Genomic DNA, 16,716 nt, shown 5'->3' with positions numbered 1-16,716 from the left:
CGTGCGAAAAGCGTACTGCGCGAATTTTACGACTTGCCCGACAGGTTGGCGGGCGCCTTACTTGACGCTCACGCCGTCGAAGCGCGCATAGCCGAGCGGCTCGATGCGCATGTCGTTCACCTTCTTGCTGACAGGCTGATAGACCGTCGAGTGAGCGATCGGCGAGAACGGCAGTTGTTGCGCGAAGATTTCCTGCGCCTTCGTGTAGGCCGCCGTGCGCGCGCCCTGATCGGACGTTGCGCGGCCCTTCTGGATCAACTCTTCGAAAGGCTTGTGGCACCACTTCGAGAAGTTGTTGCCGTTCACCGCGTCGCAGCCGAGCAGCGTGCCGAGCCAGTTGTCCGGATCGCCATTGTCGCCCGTCCAGCCGATCAGCATCGTGTCGTCTTCACCAGCGTGCGCGCGCTTGATGTACTCGCCCCATTCGTAGGTGACGATCTTCGCCTTCACGCCGATCTTGGCCCAGTCGGCCTGGATCATTTCCGCCATCAGGCGGGCGTTCGGGTTGTACGCGCGTTGCACGGGCATGGCCCACAACGTGATGTCGAAGCCGTTCGGATAACCGGCCTTCGCGAGCAGCGCCTTGGCCTTGTCCGCATCGTACGATGCGCCCTTCAGGTTCTTGTCATAGGACCATTGCGTCGGCGGCATCGGATTCGTGGCGGCCTGGCCTGCGCCTTGATACACCGAGTCGATGATCGCCTTCTTGTTGATCGCCATGTCGAGCGCCTGACGCACTTCGACCTTGTCGACCGGCTTGTGCGTCACGTTGTACGCGAGATAGCCGAGGTTGAAGCCCGGCTGCGACGGCATCGCAAGGCTGGATTCAGCCTTCAGCGGCGCGATGTCGGCGGGACGCGGATAGCTCATCACCTGGCATTCGTCGCGCTTGAGCTTCTGCACGCGCACACCGGCGTCCGGCGTGATCGAGAAGATCAGCTTCGAGATCTTGACTGCGTTCGGCTTCCAGTAATCCGGATTGCCGTCGAAGCGGATCGTCGCGTCTTTCGTATAGCTGCGGAAGATGAACGGACCGGTGCCGACCGGGAACTGGTTGATGTCCGCCGCCTTGCCGGCCTTCAGCAGCTGGTCGCCATATTCGGCCGAGAGAATCGACGCGTATTCCATCGCCATGTTCTGGATGAACGGCGCGTTGACTTCCTTCAGCGTGAACTTGACCGTGTACGGATCGACCTTCTCGACCTTCGTGATCAGCTTGTCGAGGCCCATGTCCGTGAAGTACGGAAACTGCACGGAGTAGGCCTTGCGGAACGGCTGATTGGTGTCGAGCATGCGCTCGAACGTGAACAGGACGTCGTCCGCGTTGAATTCGCGCGTCGGCTTGAAGAACGACGTGGTCTGGAACTTCACGCCGTGACGCAGATGGAACGTGTACGTCTTGCCGTCCGCGGAGACATCCCACTTTTCGGCGAGGCCCGGCTCGACCTTCGTGCCGCCGCGCTCGAATTCGACGAGGCGGTTATAGACGGTGAACGTATTGGCCGTGAAATCGGTGCCCGTGGTGTACTGGGCCGGATCGAAACCCGCGGGGCTGCCTTCTGAGCAGTAGACGAGTGTCTTGTTCGGAATCTCGGCGCGCGCGCTGTTTGCGCCCACCAGCGATGCCGCTGCAGCTGCGACGAGCGTCGTAACACGCGCGGCGCGCAACAGATTGTTTTGCTTCATGTTTCCTCCAGGTTCGGGGCTGGCTGACGCCAGCGTAGCGCGATATTACTGAGCTTTCCCCGGTGTCACAAGCAGAGGAAATTATCGGCGATGCCGCCGCTGGCGCGCCCCGGCGGATATTTGCAGCGCTCTTTCGAATGACTTTCAGAGTAGGTGATTGGGGCGGTTTTGGGGGAATCGTTTGAGTGTTCTGCCGCAGGGCTCGGAAAAACACGGGAAGAAAAATGTCCGCGAGACGCGCCGCGCGTCATTCGCGCGGCGGTCTGCGGAGGACCAACGGAAGCGATAACCGTTGGTTGTTCGACGCTCAGCCCTTCAACCGCTCGCAAATCGCCTTGGTCGCCGCCGCCCCGTTCAGCGTATAAAAATGCAAACCGGGCACCTTGGCATCGACCAAACGCTTGCACAGGTCCGTCACCACGTCGAGGCCGAATGCGCGGATCGACTCGCGGTCGTCGCCGAAACTCTCCAGCCGGCGCGCGATCCAGCGCGGCACTTCCGCGCCGCACATCTCCGAAAAGCGCATCAGTTGCGAGAAGTTCGTGATCGGCATGATGCCCGGCACGATCGGCACATCGACGCCGAGCTTGCGTGCGTCGTCGACGAAACGGAAGTACGCGTCCGCGTTGAAGAAGTACTGCGTGATCGCGGAATTTGCGCCGGCCTTCACCTTGCGGGCGAAGTTTTCCAGATCGTGACGCGGCGAGCGCGACTGCGGATGATATTCCGGATAGCCGGCCACCTCGATCCAGAACCAGTCGCCGAACTCGGCGCGGATAAAGCTCACCAGTTCCGACGCATAACGCAACTCGCCGACTTCGCCCATGCCCGAGGGCAGGTCGCCGCGCAGCGCGACGATATGGCGAATCCCATGCGCGCGGTACTGGTTGAGAATCGCGCGCAGGCTCTCTTTGGACGAGCCGATGCACGACAGATGCGGTGCCGCCTCGAGCCCTTCCTTCGCCATATCGACGACGGTATCGAGCGTGCCCTGCTGCGTCGAGCCGCCGGCGCCGAACGTGACGGACACGAACTTGGGCTTGAGCGTCGCAAGCTGCGCACGCGTGGCGCGCAGTTTGTCGACGCCTTCCTGCGTCTTCGGCGGGAAGAATTCGAATGAAAGTTCGATCGGGTTCATGATCAGTATGTCAACCGAGACTGCGGTTGCCGAAAATAAGCGCGGACAGCAGCCATGAAACGATGCTGTACAGAATCGAGCCGAAGAACGCAGACCAGAATCCCGAGACCTCGAAACCCTTCAGCAGCGACGCGCACAGCCAGAAGCACAGCGCATTGACCACCAGAATGAAGAGCCCCAGCGTCACGATCGTGACGGGCAGCGTCAACAGGATCAGCACCGGGCGCAGGACCGTGTTGATCAGTCCGAGCACGACCGCGACGATCAGCGCGGTGCCGAAGCTGCGGATATGAATCGACGGAACGAGATAGGTGATGATCAGGAGCGCCAGCGCATTGATCAGCCAGGTCAGCAGCACGGTCATGTCAAGCTCCTTGCAGGCAGAATGTCCGTTAATCGATGGGAAGCGGGCATGGTGAACAAAGCGGCGCATGCGCGCCGCTCCGTCGTCATACCGTCATGTTTTGCAGCGCGAAGGCGCACCGCAACGCACGTGCTTAGTAGCGGTAGTGATTCGGCTTGAACGGACCGTTCTTGTCGACGCCGATGTAACCGGCCTGATCGTCGGACAGCACGGTCAGCGTTGCGCCGATGCGCGCCAGATGCAGGCGTGCGACCTTCTCGTCCAGATGCTTCGGCAGCACGTACACGCGGTTCTCGTACTTGTCGCCTTGCGTGAACAGTTCGATCTGCGCGAGCGTCTGGTTCGTGAACGAGTTGGACATCACGAACGACGGGTGGCCCGTCGCGCAGCCCAGGTTCACGAGACGCCCTTCGGCCAGCAGGATCACGCGCTTGCCGTCCGGGAAAATGATGTGGTCGACTTGCGGCTTGATGTTGTCCCACTGGTACTGACGCGTCGACGCGACGTCGATTTCCGAATCGAAGTGACCGATGTTGCAGACAATCGCGTTGTGGCGCATCGCCTTCATGTGATCGTGGTTGATCACGTGATAGTTGCCGGTTGCCGTCACGAAGATGTCGGCCTTGTCGGCTGCGTATTCCATCGTCACGACGCGGTAGCCTTCCATCGCCGCTTGCAACGCGCAGATCGGATCGATTTCCGTGACCCACACGGTCGCGCCGAGACCGCGCAGCGATTGCGCACAGCCCTTGCCCACGTCGCCGTAACCGGCCACGACCGCGATCTTGCCCGCGATCATCACGTCGGTCGCGCGCTTGATGCCGTCGACCAGCGACTCACGGCAGCCATACAGATTGTCGAACTTCGACTTGGTGACCGAGTCGTTGACGTTGATCGCCGGGAACGGCAGGCGGCCTTCCTTTTCCATCTGATACAGACGATGCACGCCCGTCGTGGTTTCTTCCGTCACGCCCTTGATGTGCGCGAGGCGCGTGGAGTACCACGTCGGATCGGCGTCCAGATGACGTTCGATCGACTTGTACAGCGCGACTTCTTCCTCGTTGGTCGGCTTGGCGATCACCGAGCGGTCTTTCTCCGCCTTCGAGCCGAGGATCAGCAGCAACGTCGCGTCGCCGCCGTCGTCGAGAATCATGTTGGCGAACTCGCCGTTCGGCCATTCGAAGATGCGGTGCGAGAACTCCCAGTATTCGTCGAGCGACTCGCCCTTGAACGCGAACACCGGCGTGCCGGCCTTGGCGATGGCGGCGGCGGCGTGATCCTGCGTCGAGAAGATATTGCACGAGGCCCAGCGCACGTCCGCGCCGAGCGCCGTCAGCGTTTCGATCAGCACGCCGGTCTGGATGGTCATGTGCAGCGAACCGGCGATGCGCGCGCCCTTCAGCGGCTGCTGCGCCTTGTACTCGTCGCGCGTTTGCATGAGGCCGGGCATTTCGGTCTCTGCAATGGTGAGTTCCTTGCGGCCCCAGTCGGCGAGCGACAGGTCGGCAACGATGTAATCCTGGGAAGCCTGGGAATCGATAACTGCGGCGTTCATCACGCCCTCCTTTCTAAATAGTGACTAGAAATTTGACGTGAGCGCGGTTCGATGCGGTGGATAGGACAGCGCAATTGCGCATCCGGGCCCTCCGATTGAAGCCTTCGAGCCTGGCGGGCGGCCGGCGAATATATGCTGATTCGCGGTACCCGTCGCAACGCTCCTCGAAGACGAACGGCGATTGTAGCAAATTGGGATGGGTGTGGGGCGCGGGGCGGAGGCGCTTGTGGGCCCGTGGATGACCGCTGCGAAGCCGCGGCGGCTTGTGACTTCAGGCTCGTGTTTGTTTGACTGCGGCGCCGTCGGGCCGCTGCTAAGGCTCAGGCCACAGCTTGGTTGCCGGCGCAGTTACAGACAGACGCCGCCCCACCTAACCGCGCAACTTCAGGACGGCTTTCCTCCCGCCGTGGCAGCGGCCTCGCCCGCCGCCGGCGTCGTGGCCTCGGCGGCGAGATCCGCGCCCCGCAACTGCGCGATGCCCGCTTGCGCCCTCTCGAGAAACCGAAGCGAAAAAGAGAACGCGTCGGTCACGTCGGCGGGCGACGGCGTCAACCAGCCAAACGCAATGCGGAAGTACCGCTCGGCGTGAATGCCCGCGTGGTAATGCATGCGCACGCGCTTCACGTCCGGCAGCCGCGGATTGCCGAACATCTCCCGCAGCGCCCACGAGAACGCGCCATCCTCGCCGCCGATACGGCGAAACGCGTCATCCATCGGAAAGCCGCCGAGCGCCGCGTACACCGCACGGCGCACCACGAGACTGCTCGGCACCGTGTTGCTGAGCGTCGCCGCGTGCTGCGCAAAATCGGGGTGGCCGGTGATGTCGGCGGGGAAATCGACGTACTCGACGTCGAGCCGCACCGACACCTGCTTCGGATAGTGCGCGAGAAACCCGCTTGCCGCAGTCAGCGCGCCGGGCAGATATTCGTCGTCGGCATCGAGAAAGGCGAGCAGATCGTGCGACGCGTGCAGCGCGCCCCAGTTGCGCGCCCGCGCAGCGCCGCCGTTGCCCGGCATGCGCAGCAGTTGCACGCGCGGGTCGATGTTTGCGTATTGCTGGACCAACTCCGCGGACGCATCGGTCGAACCATCGTCCACCACGATGATCTGCGCGGTCTCCGGCTGAATGCGGCAGCTATCGAGCGCGCGAGCGAGCGTCGACGCGCCGTTGTAGCAGGGAATAACGATGCAGATAGCAGAAGCGGGCGTCATGGGGAAGCGGCGGCAGCCGGTCGCGTCAAAGGTGGCAATCGTAGCTCGCGGTTCGCACCGCACGTCTCAATATTAGGCGCGCGTTGCAAGGCCGAGCGATTGTCGAAGCCGCCCTCGCCGTCATAAATGCCATGACTTACAATCGCCCGATTCATTCCAATATGGAATCGGGAGCCCGACCGTGGAACTGCGTGCGCTGCGCTATTTCGTCGAAGTCGTTCGTCAGCAGAGCTTCACCGTCGCCGCCGAGCAGATGTTCGTCACCCAGCCCACCATCAGCAAGATGGTGAAGTCGCTCGAAGACGAGATCGGCTCGCCGCTGCTGCTGCGCGACGGCCGGCAGATGGTGCTCACCGACGCCGGCCGCATCGTCTATCAGCGCGGTCAGGAGGTGCTCGCCGCGCACGCGCAGTTGCAGGCCGAACTGAACGATCTCGGCACGCTCGGGCGCGGCGAACTCACCATCGGTATTCCGCCGATGGGCGGCTCGCTCTTCACGCCCGCGATTGCCACGTTCCGCCAGCGCTACCCGAAGATCGAGCTGAAGCTGTTCGAGCAGGGCTCGCGCGCCATCGAGACGGCGCTCATCAACGGCGAGCTGGAACTCGGCGGCGTGCTGCAGCCGGTGGACCCCGCCAATATCGACGTGCTGCCGATCACTCGTCAATTGCTCTGGCTCGTCGCGCGCACCGGCTCGCCCTGGGACGAATTGCGCGAAGTGCCGCTCGCACAGCTCGCGAACGAGCCGTTCGTGTTCTACGGCGAGAGCCTGGCGCTCAACGACGTCGTGCTAAACGCGTGCCGCGTCGCCGGATTCGCGCCGACTATCGTCGGACGCAGCGGACACTGGGATTTCATGGCGGCGCTGGTGCTTGCCGGCGTCGGCATCGCGCTGCTGCCCGCGCCTTATTGCCGGCGGCTCGATCCCGCGCAGTTCACCTGCCTGCCGGTGGTCGAGCCGGAGATTCCATGGGAAATGGCGATGGGCTGGCGCCGCGACGGCTATCTGTCGCACGCGGCGCGCGCCTGGCTGGAGGTGGCCCGCGAAACGCTGCCCGGCCGCGCCGGCGACGACCTGATGCTCGGCCTGACGGGCATCGCCGCGCCGCTTCAGGCGCCGCGCGCGGAATGACCATGCCGCCCGGCGGGAGCCGGGCGGGCATGGTGGTTGGGATTGAGCGTCGCCCGCCTTGCTGCAGCCGGTGACGCGCCACCGGCATTACTGCTCCGCGTGAAGCGCGACCGGCCTTCTTGCTGCGCATGAGGCGCCCGCCGGGCATGCTGCTGCGCGCCGAGCGCCAGCGGCCTTTACTGCTGCCCGTGATTCAGCGCCGCCATCGCTGCTGTGCGCCGGACGGCACCGCCTTACGGCTGCGGCTCACGCGCCCTCGCCCTCACTGCTGCGCGCTGAACTCAATGCGGCGATTGGCGAAGCGTCCGCTAGCCGTGTCGTTGCCGGCGATCGGGTGCGCCTGGCCATAACCCTGCGCGCGAAGCGAGTCGCCCGGTACGCCGGCTTTGACCAGATACGAGCGAACCGCTTCCGCGCGTTCCTTCGACAGTTGCAGATTGGCCTGCTCGCCGCCGACGTTGTCCGAATAGCCCGCCACTTCGAGCTTTGCGACGCGCCCGTTGCGCGCGCAGGCGTTCAGCACGCGCGCCGACTGGCCCAGGTCTTCGTTAGCCGTCGCCGGCACACGCGCGCTCGAGCTTCCGAAGTTGATCACCTGGAGGTTGAGCACTTTGGCGATATCGGCCGCGACGCACGTCGGGTTGCCCGTCAACAGCGCCTTGACCGCGCTGCGAAAATTCGCGGTTGCCTGTTCGACGGCGTGTTCGGGGTCGAACGCGCCGATGTCGTACGAGGCGCCGAATAGCGACTTCAACGCGCTCTGCCAGCCCAGTTTGGCGTTGGCAGCCGCGCCGCTCAGTTCGATCCGCGTGCCGTCGAGTTTCAGTTCCGCGCCGGGCACGCTCATCAGCGGCACGAGGCCGACGAGGCGCGCGAGCCAGTCGGCCGGCTTGGTGGCCGGGTCGACTGTGATGTTCGCGCTGTAGTTGTTTTGGCCGAGGCGCTTGGTCAACTCGTCGATGAGCTGCGTCTTTTCGGCCTCGCTGCCGACCGTCGCGGTGAACGTCGGCTTGCCCGCTTCGTTCACGCTGAACGCGAACTGGCTGTTTTTGGACGGCGCCGCGGCGACGCCCGGCTGATGCGCGTCGCTCGTGGCAATTGCGCGGGCCGCGCCGTTGGCGGCATTTGCGGCGCTCGGGCCGCTTGCGCCGTTCCCGACGCTCGCGCCACTTGCCGCGCTCGCCCCACCAGCAACACCCGCCCCGCTCGCCGCAACGACCGACGCGGACGCCGACGCAGCCGCCGACGTCGACGCAGCGGCAGACGCCGCGTCCACAGCCGCCGACGCCGCGGCGTCCTGCACGGTGCCCGTCACCATCGACGCGACGCCGTCGCTAGCCGCGACTGCCGCTGCAAGCTCACCGGACGCCCCGACCGCCGCCGAAGCCGGCTGCGCCGCTACAGGTTGCGCGCTCTCACCGACCGCATCGCCAGCACGGTGTTGCAGTTGCGCGAAGCTGTCCGGAAACAGATAAGCCAGCAACGCGGCGCCGAGCCCGAGCGCCAACAGCAGCCACCACAGCCACGCGTGCGAGCGGCGCTTTTCGCCGACCACCGCGTCCGCCGGCACATGAACCGCCGCGGTCACTTCGGGCGTGGGTTTCGCTGCCGGCATCGGATGCTCGATATGCGCCGACACCGCCTTCAACTGCCCGAGCACGCCGCCGGTAAAAGCGCCAACCGTGCCGAGCCCGAGCGCGCCGAGCAGCCGGTCGTTCAGATACGGCGCGATGAGCGGCATCTGATGGCTCAACAGCGCCGGCAGTTGACCGACGCTGCCCTGGCTTTTCAGCAGATGCTGTTTGAGCATGCCCAGCATGGTCGCGCCGACGATGCCCGTGATCGCATGCGTGGCGTGCGCCGGCACGCCGGTTTGCACGGCCACCTCGTCGCTGAGCGACTCCGCGCGGCGGTCGAGCGAACGTTCGAGCAACGCGCGCCCCGCGCCTTCGAGTTCGCTCACGCCGCGCGTACTGTCCGTCAGATGCGGCAACTGTTCGGCGATTCGCGCGTCGACATCGGGCGAGACGGCGGTGGCGAACAGCGAGCGCGCGCCCTCGAGCGTCGCGGCCTTGTGCATCAGCCCGGCCAGCAGCGCGGGCGCGGCGGTGGTCACCACGGCGCGCGTCGCTTGCGGCGGCAAGCCGATGCGCTCGCCCAGTTGCGCGACCACTTCGTCCGTCAACGCGGACTGGATCGCGTGAATCAAATTGATGCTCATGCCTTCGCTTCCTGGAGTTCCCGGACCCGCCACCTGACGCGCCCCTAATTGCGCGGCGATTATAGGTATCCGGAAGTCTCATAAAAGGAACGGCACAATTTATGACGATTTAGACGACGTTCGCACTGGTTCTCTCATAATTGGCGTCGGAAATGCGGCGGTTCGAGCGGGCGTACCGACACGTTCACGCCGCGCTGGCCGTCGGCGCGGCGCTTGCCACTGCGCCGGCCTGCTCCACCGTCTGCGGCCGGCGACGGCTCGCCGTCATCAGCTCGGCCGCGCGTTCGCCGATCATCACCGTGGGCGAGTTGGTGTTGCCGCCGATCAGCGTCGGCATCACCGATGCATCGACGATCCGCAGTCCCTCGACGCCTCGCACGCGCAATTGCGGATCGAGCACCGAGCGCGCGTCGCCGCCCATCCGGCAAGTGGCGACCGGGTGATAGATCGTGTCCGCGTGCTCGGCGATGATCTGGCGCAACTGTTCGTCGGATTGTCCGGGCCGCGTGTACAGTTCGCGGCCGCCGTGCAGCGCAAGCGACGGCGCGTCGAGAATGCGCCGCGCCATCTGCACGCCTTCGACCAGCAGATCGAGATCGCGCGAATCGCTGAAAAAACGCGGGTCGATCACGGGCGCCACGCGGGCATCGGCGCTCGCGAGCGTCACCGAGCCGCGGCTAAACGGCCGCAGCACGCACACATGCAGCGAATAGCCGTGGCCCCAATGCATGTGCCGGTTATGGTCGTCGACGAGCGCCGCGCAAAAATGCAGTTGCAGGTCGGGCCGCTCGAGCGTCGGCCTGCTCTTCAAAAAGCCGCCCGCCTCGGCGACGTTGCTCGACAGCATGCCGCGGCCGTGGCGCATGAAGGTGACGAACTGCGGCACCATCCGCGCGATGCCGCGCACCGAGAAACCGGTCGGCTCGATCGACGACACGCGCTTGTTGATCGTGAAATCGACGTGGTCGATCAGGTTCTGGCCGACTTCGGGCGCATCGTGCAAGACCTTGATGCCATGCGCTCGCAGATGCCCGGCCGGCCCGATGCCGGAGCACATCAGCAATTGCGGCGAATTGTACGCGCCCGCCGCGAGCACGACTTCGGCGCGCGCGGCGAGCGTCTCGCGACGGCCGCCGCGCACCACGTCCACGCCGCTCGCGCGCTTGCCGTCGAACACCACGCGCAGCACCGTGGCATCGGCGATCGTATGGAGATTGGCGCGCTCGCGATCGTAGATATAAGCGCGCGCGACACTGCAACGCCGGCCATCGCGCTGCGTGACCTGATAGAAGCCGATGCCTTCCTGATCGGCGCCGTTGAAGTCGTCGTTCGGCTTGTAGCCGGCTTCCATCGCGGCCTGCACGAAGCGCTTCGAAAACGGATTCCGGTAGCGCAGGTCGGACACGGAGAGCGGGCCGCTGTCGCCGTGCCACGCATCGGCGCCGCGCTCGTTGCCCTCGGCGCGGCGAAAGTACGGCAGCACGTCCTGCCACGACCAGCCGTCGCAGCCCAGTTGCGCCCATTCGTCGTAGTCGAGCGGATGGCCGCGCGTGTAGATCATCGCGTTGATCGCGCTCGATCCGCCGAAGCCGCGCCCGCGCGGCTGGTAGCCTCGGCGGCCGCCGAGTCCTGGTTGCGGCGTCGTCAGGTAGCCGTAGTTCGTCCTGAGCTTGTTCGGCACGACCGCCGCGACGCCCACCGGCATATTGACGAACAGGTTGCGGTTCGTATGCGGGCCCGCTTCGATCAGGGCAATCGTCGCGTCGGGACAGTTGTCCGCGAGACGGCTCGCGAGCGCGCAGCCGCCCGAGCCGGCACCGACGATGATGTAGTCGTATTCCATCGCTCCTCCTGATGGGTGCGTTGTCTGCGCACCCTGTCTCGTGCACACTTGTCTACGTGTGTTTCCCGGCATTGTAGGGACGGTTCGGAGGCCGCGGCGGCTTCGCGTCAGAGCGATTACTCTAAACCTGAACGCCCCTGCGCCCCTATGATGAAAGACCCGCAGACGCCCGCCGCGCGGCGGCTTGCGGGATTCAAACAGGGTCCGTGAGCGATGTGCTTTTGGCGCACGGTGAGTCGGTCGCAATCAAACGGCGCGGCGCGGACGCATGCTAACGACTGCGCACGGATTGCGCGCCGATGCCGCAGCGAAAACGCATAGAGCGCGCACAGACAGCGCACGCAAAGCGCCCACTTGGCGCAAACGCCGCGCGATAAAAAACCCGCGCCGGCGCCCTTGCCGCGAACACGCGGCGAACGGAGACAGCAGATGCAACGCCATAGCTTCGGCCAGACTCACGAGGTCACCAATCAGGTGCCGCCGCTCGCGGACTACAACCTCTTTTCCACCGACGCCGCGCTATCCGCCGCGCTCGAACGCGACGGCGCCGCATGGCATCGCGACGCGCTGCTGCGGCACGGCGCGGCGCTGACCACGCCGGAGACGCTCGCGCTCGCCGAACTCGCCAACCGTCACACGCCCGAGCTTTCGACGCACAGCCCGCGCGGCGAACGTATCGACGCGCTCGAGTTTCATCCCGCGTGGCATGAGCTACTCGCTCTGCTGCGTCGCGAGGGATTGCACGCGTTGCCGTTCTCCGACCCGCGGCCGGGCGCGATGGCCGCGCGCTGCGCCGGGTACTTCCTGCATGCGCAGATCGAGTCCGGCTCGCTGTGCCCGTTGACGATGACGTTCGCGAGCATTCCGGTATTGCAGCGCGAGCCTCAACTGTTCGAGACGTTGCGCGACAAGCTGTATGCGCGCGGGCACGATCCACGCGATGTGCCGCTCCCACAAAAAGCGTCCGCGATGATCGGCATGGGCATGACCGAAAAACAGGGCGGCTCGGACGTGCGCAGCAATCAGACCCAGGCGCGCGCGATCGCCGCCGGCGGCCGCGGCGGCGCCTATGAACTGGTCGGCCACAAATGGTTTTTCTCGGCGCCGCAATGCGACGCGCATCTGGTGCTTGCGCGCACGCACGATCACGTCGGGGTGTCGTGCTTTTTCGTGCCGCGCTTCACGCCCGACGGCAGCAAGAACGCCGTGCAAATCCAGCGTCTGAAAGACAAGCTCGGCAACCGCTCGAACGCGAGCAGCGAAGTCGAATTCCTCGACGCGTTCGGCATCATGATCGGCGACGAAGGACGCGGCGTGCCGACCATCATCGAAATGGCGAACTACACGCGGCTCGATTGCGTGATCGGCAGCGCGGCGCTGATGCGCGCGGCGCTCGTGCAGGCGATTCATCACGCGCGTCATCGCAGCGCGTTCGGCCGCAATCTCGTCGATCAGCCGTTGATGCGCAATGTGCTCGCCGACCTCGCGCTCGAATCGGAAGCGGCGACCGTGCTGTTCATGCGGCTCGCGCAGGCGTTCGAGCAATCCGCCGATGCAGGCACAGCGACGTCCGCCGCCGATTCAGCGGCTGCCTCCGCCGAGCGCGCATGGCGGCGCATCGTGACGCCGGCGGCGAAATACTGGGTTTGCAAACGCGCGCTCGAATTCACCGGCGAAGCGATGGAAGTGTGGGGCGGCAACGGCTACGTCGAGACCGGTCCGATGGCGCGCTTCTATCGCGAGGCGCCTGTCAATTCGATCTGGGAAGGCTCCGGCAACGTGATGTGCCTCGACGTGCTGCGCGCGATGGAGCGCGAACCCGACGCGGCGCAGGCGCTCTTCGCGCAATGGCAGGCCGATGCCGCCGCGCATCCCGCGTTGAGCGCCGCGCTCGGCAAACTCGCCGCGACGCTCAACGGACCGGCCGAACATCGCGAGGCTTCGGCGCGGCGCATCGCGCAGCAGATCGTGCTGATCGCGCAGGCCACGCTGCTCGTGAGGCATTCGCCCGCCGTTGTCGCGGAGGCCTTCATCGCCACCCGTCTCGCGGATGGCTGCGGCGAAAGCGGCCGCGTCTACGGCACGCTCCCCGCCACGTTCGATCACGCGGCGATCGTCGAACGCGCTTTTCCGGTTTGAAACCACAGCCAGCGGCACGCAACCAAGCAACGACGCAACAACACCGATAAGCGCATCTTTCATCAGGGAGTGGTGAACAATGAAGAACGATTTGCCCGAGGTCGCCGCGCTGCAAGCGCTGCTTGGCGATCAGCGTCATGCGTATTTGCGTGCGCCGTATCCGTCGTGGGAAACGCGCGCGGCGCATCTGCAAGCGCTGCGCAAAGTGCTGCTCGATAATCGCGACGCGCTCGCCGACGCGATGAGCGCCGACTTCGGCAATCGTGCGAAACAGGAAGTGCTGCTTGCGGAATTCCTGCTGGTGAAGGAGGAAATCGACGCGGCCCTGCGCCACGGCAAACGGTGGATGAAAGCGCAGCGCCGCCGCACCAACAAATGGCTGCTGCCGGCCCGCGCGAAAGTGGTGCCGCAGCCGCTCGGCGTGGTCGGCATCATCGTGCCGTGGAATTATCCGGTGCTGCTTGCCGCCGGGCCGCTCATCAGCGCGCTCACCGCCGGCAATCGCGCGATCGTCAAGATGTCCGAACTAACGCCGCGCACGTCCGCGTTGTTCGAGCAGTTGATCGGCCAGACCTTCGCGCGCGATCACGTCGCGGTCGTCAACGGCGATGCCGCGCTCGCCGCTGCGTTCAGCGCGCAGCCCTTCGATCATCTGCTGTTCACGGGATCGACGAAAATCGGCCACGAGGTCATGCGCGCCGCCGCCGAGCATCTGACGCCGGTCACGCTCGAACTCGGCGGCAAATCGCCGGCGATCATCGGCGCGCACGCGCGTTTCGAGAATGCCGTGGATAACCTCATCGCCGGTAAGACGCTGAATGCCGGGCAGACCTGCGTCGCGCCAGACTACGTGCTCGTGCCGCGCGGCAAGGAGCAGACTTTCATCGAGCGGGCGCGCGGGCGGATGGCGAAGATGTACCCCGGCTTCACGCACAACCCGGATTACACGTCGATTATTTCGCCGCGCCACTTCGAGCGGCTCGAGCGTCTCGCGGACGAAGCCGAGGCCGCCGGCGCGCAGTTGCATCCGCTCACCGACAGCGCGCCGGATGCTGCGAGCCGCCGCTTTCCGCCTGTCGCCGTGACGAATGCGCCCGCCGATTGCGAGTTGATGCGAGAGGAAATTTTCGGGCCGCTGCTGCCGATCGTCGCGTATGACACGCTCGACGACGCAATCGCGTGGATAAACGCACGGCCGCGCCCGCTCGCGCTTTATCTGTACGCCGACGACGCCGCGACCATCGAGCGCGTCACGCACGAAACCATCGCGGGCGGCATGGCGATCAACGAAACGCTGATGCATCTGGCCTGCGAAAGCCTGCCGTTCGGCGGAGTGGGAGCCAGCGGAATGGGCGCTTATCACGGCTACGAAGGCTTCGTGACGTTTTCGAAGATGAAGCCGGTGTTGACGCAGGCGCGTCTGAACGCGCGCGGATGGATCGCGCCACCTTACGGCAAGCGCGTCAATGCGCTGTTGAGGTTGATGATGCGGTTTTGATTGCGGCTCGCTGCATGGTTGCGTGGTGGCGCGGTTACGCCGAAGCTCACCGCCCGTCACCCGCACCATCGATGTCGACCGCAACAACATCGGTGACATCCTCCACACCGCTCTTCGCGCCGGCCGACGCGGCCTGCGGCGGCTCGCGCTCCGCTCCGCTTTCCAGTCGATGCAGCCACGCCAGCAATTCGGCGACCGCCTGATAAAGCTGCGGCGGAATGCGCGCGTCGAGGTCCACCTGCATCAGCAGCGAGACCATTTCGGGCGCTTCATGCACGTACAGCCCGGCTTCCTTCGCGCGCTGCACGATCATGTCGGCAAGCATGCCGTAGCCCTTCGCGATCACGCGCGGCGCGGGATCGCCGCCATTGGCGTCGTAGACGAGCGCAGCCGCGCTGCGGCGATGTTTGCGGCTCATCACATGTCCCAGTCGAAATCGTCGGGCGGCGCGCGCCGGCCCTTTTCTGCCGCCGTGTTTGCCCCGCCATTCCCCGCCGCCGACGAAGCCGCAGCACCCGCGCCCGCCGAAGCCGATCGCGCATACGCCGACGCCGCCGCCTGAGCGGCCGCCGCAGCGCTCGCCGTCGCCGCGCCCGTCGCGGGCGCGCCGCCGCCGATCTCGCGAATCGTCAACCCGTGCAACTGGATGCCCGCCGCCGCGAGCCGCTGACGAAAGCCCTCGCCCTGCATCGCAAGCCGCGCCGCGCCGCCCGGACTTGCCTGCACGCGCGCGACGAGGCGCATGCCGGTCAAGGTCAGTTCGGCGTCGACGGTGCCGAGCGTCGGCAGCGACAGCGTCAGCCGCGTGCGCCACGGCTGATCCTCTTCGCTCGCCGTGCCGCCGCCGCTGCGGTCCCACTCGTCGCCGTCCTGTTCGATGGTCCAGTCGAGCTTCGCGCCGGGCCATGCTTCGCCGGTCCAGCGGAACTGGCCGGTCGCAAGCAGATCGAGCTGCTGACGCACAAGCGGCACGGTCGCGGGATGAACCGCGGCGGCTTGCGCCGTCTGCTGCGAGCTGCCGTCCGCCGCTGCCGACGCGGCGTTGTGCAAACCGGCATGCGTCGATTGACCGTTCAGGTCGGACAGCGAACTCGCGAGCACTTCACCGGCGGCGAAACGCGCGGCGTGCGCCGTGTCGATCGACGGCATCGCGCGGCCGGCGCTCATGCCGGCATTCGCATTGGCCGCGTTCGCGGAATTCGCGAAATTGCCGGCGTTCGGCGCCGCACCGTCAGCCGCCCCGTTCGGCGCCGCGCCCATGCCCGGCTTGGCGCCGGCACCGGCACCAGCAGCCGCGGACGACGCATCGCCGGCAGCGCTTCCCCAGTTCAACGGCAATTGCGCCGACGCCGCCACGAGCTTGTTCTGCGCCTCGCCGGCGAGCGTCTCCGGCGAGCGCTGGCCGCTCAGCCATTGGGCGAGATGCGCTTCGTAGAAGAGACCGCTATCGCCGACCGTCTGCGCGAGCGCGGCCGCGAGCGCCGCAACGGGCACTTGCGCCGCCGCGACATTGGCCGTGGCCGCCGACGCAGCGGCGTTCGAAGCGAGATTGGGAGCAGCAGGCGCGTCGAAGAGCGGCAAAGCGCCGACTTCGACGTCGAGCGCGGGAGCGGCGGGCCAGATCGGCGTCTGGCCGACAATCGCCGGAGTCGCCTCGCCGCCCGAACGCACAATCGCGTTGAGCGTGAGCGCGACAGCGGACAAGGCCGTTTGCGCCGATGGCTGCGGCGGCGTTGGCGGGGCAAGAGGAGCCGAAGTGGTCGGCGCGGTCTCGACGTCCGGCGCGCCGGTTTGCGTGGTGGCGGCGCTGCCGGGACCAATGTTCAGCAGGCTGTCGACGCGGGTCGCGAGCAGCGATGCGAGGGCCGTGTCGATTCCGTTCATGCCGATTCCTTGGTCACATTGGCGGCAGCGCGCTCAAATTCGTT

At 65.8% G+C, this 16,716-nt stretch carries 12 protein-coding genes and 1 riboswitch; of the genes, 3 read left to right on the top strand and 9 right to left on the bottom strand.

Annotated features, from left to right (window positions below; translation table 11 throughout):
- Positions 1-57: 57 nt before the first annotated feature.
- The 5 genes from P0D87_RS28625 to P0D87_RS28605 form a co-directional block, all read right to left on the bottom strand.
- On the bottom strand, positions 58-1,686 hold the full coding sequence (locus tag P0D87_RS28625; RefSeq protein ID WP_006052551.1) for an ABC transporter substrate-binding protein: 1,629 nt from the start codon (positions 1,684-1,686) through the stop codon (positions 58-60).
- Between the two features lie 307 nt (positions 1,687-1,993).
- Entirely contained in the window at positions 1,994-2,824 is an 831-nt protein-coding gene (gene metF, locus P0D87_RS28620) for a methylenetetrahydrofolate reductase [NAD(P)H] (RefSeq protein WP_053858857.1), read from the bottom strand.
- Positions 2,825-2,834: 10 nt separating this feature from the next.
- Positions 2,835-3,188, bottom strand: coding sequence for a phage holin family protein (locus P0D87_RS28615; RefSeq protein WP_006052549.1), 354 nt, complete (start codon positions 3,186-3,188; stop codon positions 2,835-2,837).
- Positions 3,189-3,321: 133 nt separating this feature from the next.
- The gene (gene ahcY, locus P0D87_RS28610; protein WP_006052548.1) at positions 3,322-4,743 is read right to left on the bottom strand and encodes an adenosylhomocysteinase; all 1,422 of its coding nucleotides are present in this window, start codon (positions 4,741-4,743) and stop codon (positions 3,322-3,324) included.
- 32 nt (positions 4,744-4,775) lie between these two features.
- Positions 4,776-4,915: riboswitch (S-adenosyl-L-homocysteine riboswitch) on the bottom strand.
- A 212-nt stretch (positions 4,916-5,127) separates the two neighbouring features.
- On the bottom strand, positions 5,128-5,955 hold the full coding sequence (locus P0D87_RS28605) for a glycosyltransferase family 2 protein (protein ID WP_053858858.1): 828 nt from the start codon (positions 5,953-5,955) through the stop codon (positions 5,128-5,130).
- Between the two features lie 181 nt (positions 5,956-6,136).
- Between P0D87_RS28605 and P0D87_RS28600 the strand changes: the two genes are divergently transcribed.
- Positions 6,137-7,087, top strand: coding sequence for a LysR family transcriptional regulator (locus P0D87_RS28600; protein WP_006052546.1), 951 nt, complete (start codon positions 6,137-6,139; stop codon positions 7,085-7,087).
- 262 nt (positions 7,088-7,349) lie between these two features.
- Here P0D87_RS28600 and P0D87_RS28595 read toward each other — a convergent pair whose 3' ends face one another.
- Both P0D87_RS28595 and P0D87_RS28590 read right to left on the bottom strand, forming a co-directional pair.
- Positions 7,350-9,308, bottom strand: coding sequence for an OmpA family protein (locus P0D87_RS28595; RefSeq protein ID WP_053858859.1), 1,959 nt, complete (start codon positions 9,306-9,308; stop codon positions 7,350-7,352).
- Positions 9,309-9,492: 184 nt separating this feature from the next.
- Positions 9,493-11,151, bottom strand: coding sequence for a GMC family oxidoreductase (locus P0D87_RS28590; protein WP_408637092.1), 1,659 nt, complete (start codon positions 11,149-11,151; stop codon positions 9,493-9,495).
- A gap of 429 nt (positions 11,152-11,580) precedes the next feature.
- On the opposite strand from P0D87_RS28590, the gene P0D87_RS28585 reads away from it, so the two are divergent.
- Both P0D87_RS28585 and P0D87_RS28580 read left to right on the top strand, forming a co-directional pair.
- Positions 11,581-13,290 carry an isovaleryl-CoA dehydrogenase gene (locus P0D87_RS28585; protein WP_053858861.1) on the top strand — a complete coding sequence of 570 codons (1,710 nt, stop codon included), beginning with the start codon at positions 11,581-11,583 and terminating at the stop codon, positions 13,288-13,290.
- Between the two features lie 79 nt (positions 13,291-13,369).
- Complete coding sequence (locus P0D87_RS28580; RefSeq protein WP_053858862.1) at positions 13,370-14,788, top strand: coniferyl aldehyde dehydrogenase; 1,419 nt, start codon at positions 13,370-13,372, stop codon at positions 14,786-14,788.
- Positions 14,789-14,834: 46 nt separating this feature from the next.
- On the opposite strand, the gene P0D87_RS28575 is transcribed toward P0D87_RS28580, so the two are convergent.
- Positions 14,835-15,206, bottom strand: coding sequence for an EscU/YscU/HrcU family type III secretion system export apparatus switch protein (locus tag P0D87_RS28575; protein WP_053858863.1), 372 nt, complete (start codon positions 15,204-15,206; stop codon positions 14,835-14,837).
- On the bottom strand, positions 15,206-16,672 hold the full coding sequence (gene fliK, locus P0D87_RS28570; protein WP_053858864.1) for a flagellar hook-length control protein FliK: 1,467 nt from the start codon (positions 16,670-16,672) through the stop codon (positions 15,206-15,208). Before fliK ends, P0D87_RS28575 begins: the two co-directional genes overlap by 1 nt.
- Positions 16,673-16,716 lie beyond the last annotated feature (44 nt).

Source organism: Paraburkholderia sp. RL17-368-BIF-A (assembly GCF_046054045.1).
GTDB classification, from domain to species: Bacteria; Pseudomonadota; Gammaproteobacteria; order Burkholderiales; family Burkholderiaceae; genus Paraburkholderia; species Paraburkholderia graminis.
The sequence above is the reverse complement of the archived record's forward strand: the minus strand, read 5'-3'. Positions and strand labels throughout refer to the sequence as shown.

Coding starts and splice junctions, on each gene's coding strand:
- P0D87_RS28625 (WP_006052551.1), bottom strand. CDS start 1,686: ATGAAGCAAAACAATCTGTTGCGCGCCGCGCGTGTTACGACGCTCGTC.
- metF (WP_053858857.1), bottom strand. CDS start 2,824: ATGAACCCGATCGAACTTTCATTCGAATTCTTCCCGCCGAAGACGCAG.
- P0D87_RS28615 (WP_006052549.1), bottom strand. CDS start 3,188: ATGACCGTGCTGCTGACCTGGCTGATCAATGCGCTGGCGCTCCTGATC.
- ahcY (WP_006052548.1), bottom strand. CDS start 4,743: ATGAACGCCGCAGTTATCGATTCCCAGGCTTCCCAGGATTACATCGTT.
- P0D87_RS28605 (WP_053858858.1), bottom strand. CDS start 5,955: ATGACGCCCGCTTCTGCTATCTGCATCGTTATTCCCTGCTACAACGGC.
- P0D87_RS28595 (WP_053858859.1), bottom strand. CDS start 9,308: ATGAGCATCAATTTGATTCACGCGATCCAGTCCGCGTTGACGGACGAA.
- P0D87_RS28590 (WP_408637092.1), bottom strand. CDS start 11,151: ATGGAATACGACTACATCATCGTCGGTGCCGGCTCGGGCGGCTGCGCG.
- P0D87_RS28585 (WP_053858861.1), top strand. CDS start 11,581: ATGCAACGCCATAGCTTCGGCCAGACTCACGAGGTCACCAATCAGGTG.
- P0D87_RS28580 (WP_053858862.1), top strand. CDS start 13,370: ATGAAGAACGATTTGCCCGAGGTCGCCGCGCTGCAAGCGCTGCTTGGC.
- P0D87_RS28575 (WP_053858863.1), bottom strand. CDS start 15,206: ATGAGCCGCAAACATCGCCGCAGCGCGGCTGCGCTCGTCTACGACGCC.
- fliK (WP_053858864.1), bottom strand. CDS start 16,672: ATGAACGGAATCGACACGGCCCTCGCATCGCTGCTCGCGACCCGCGTC.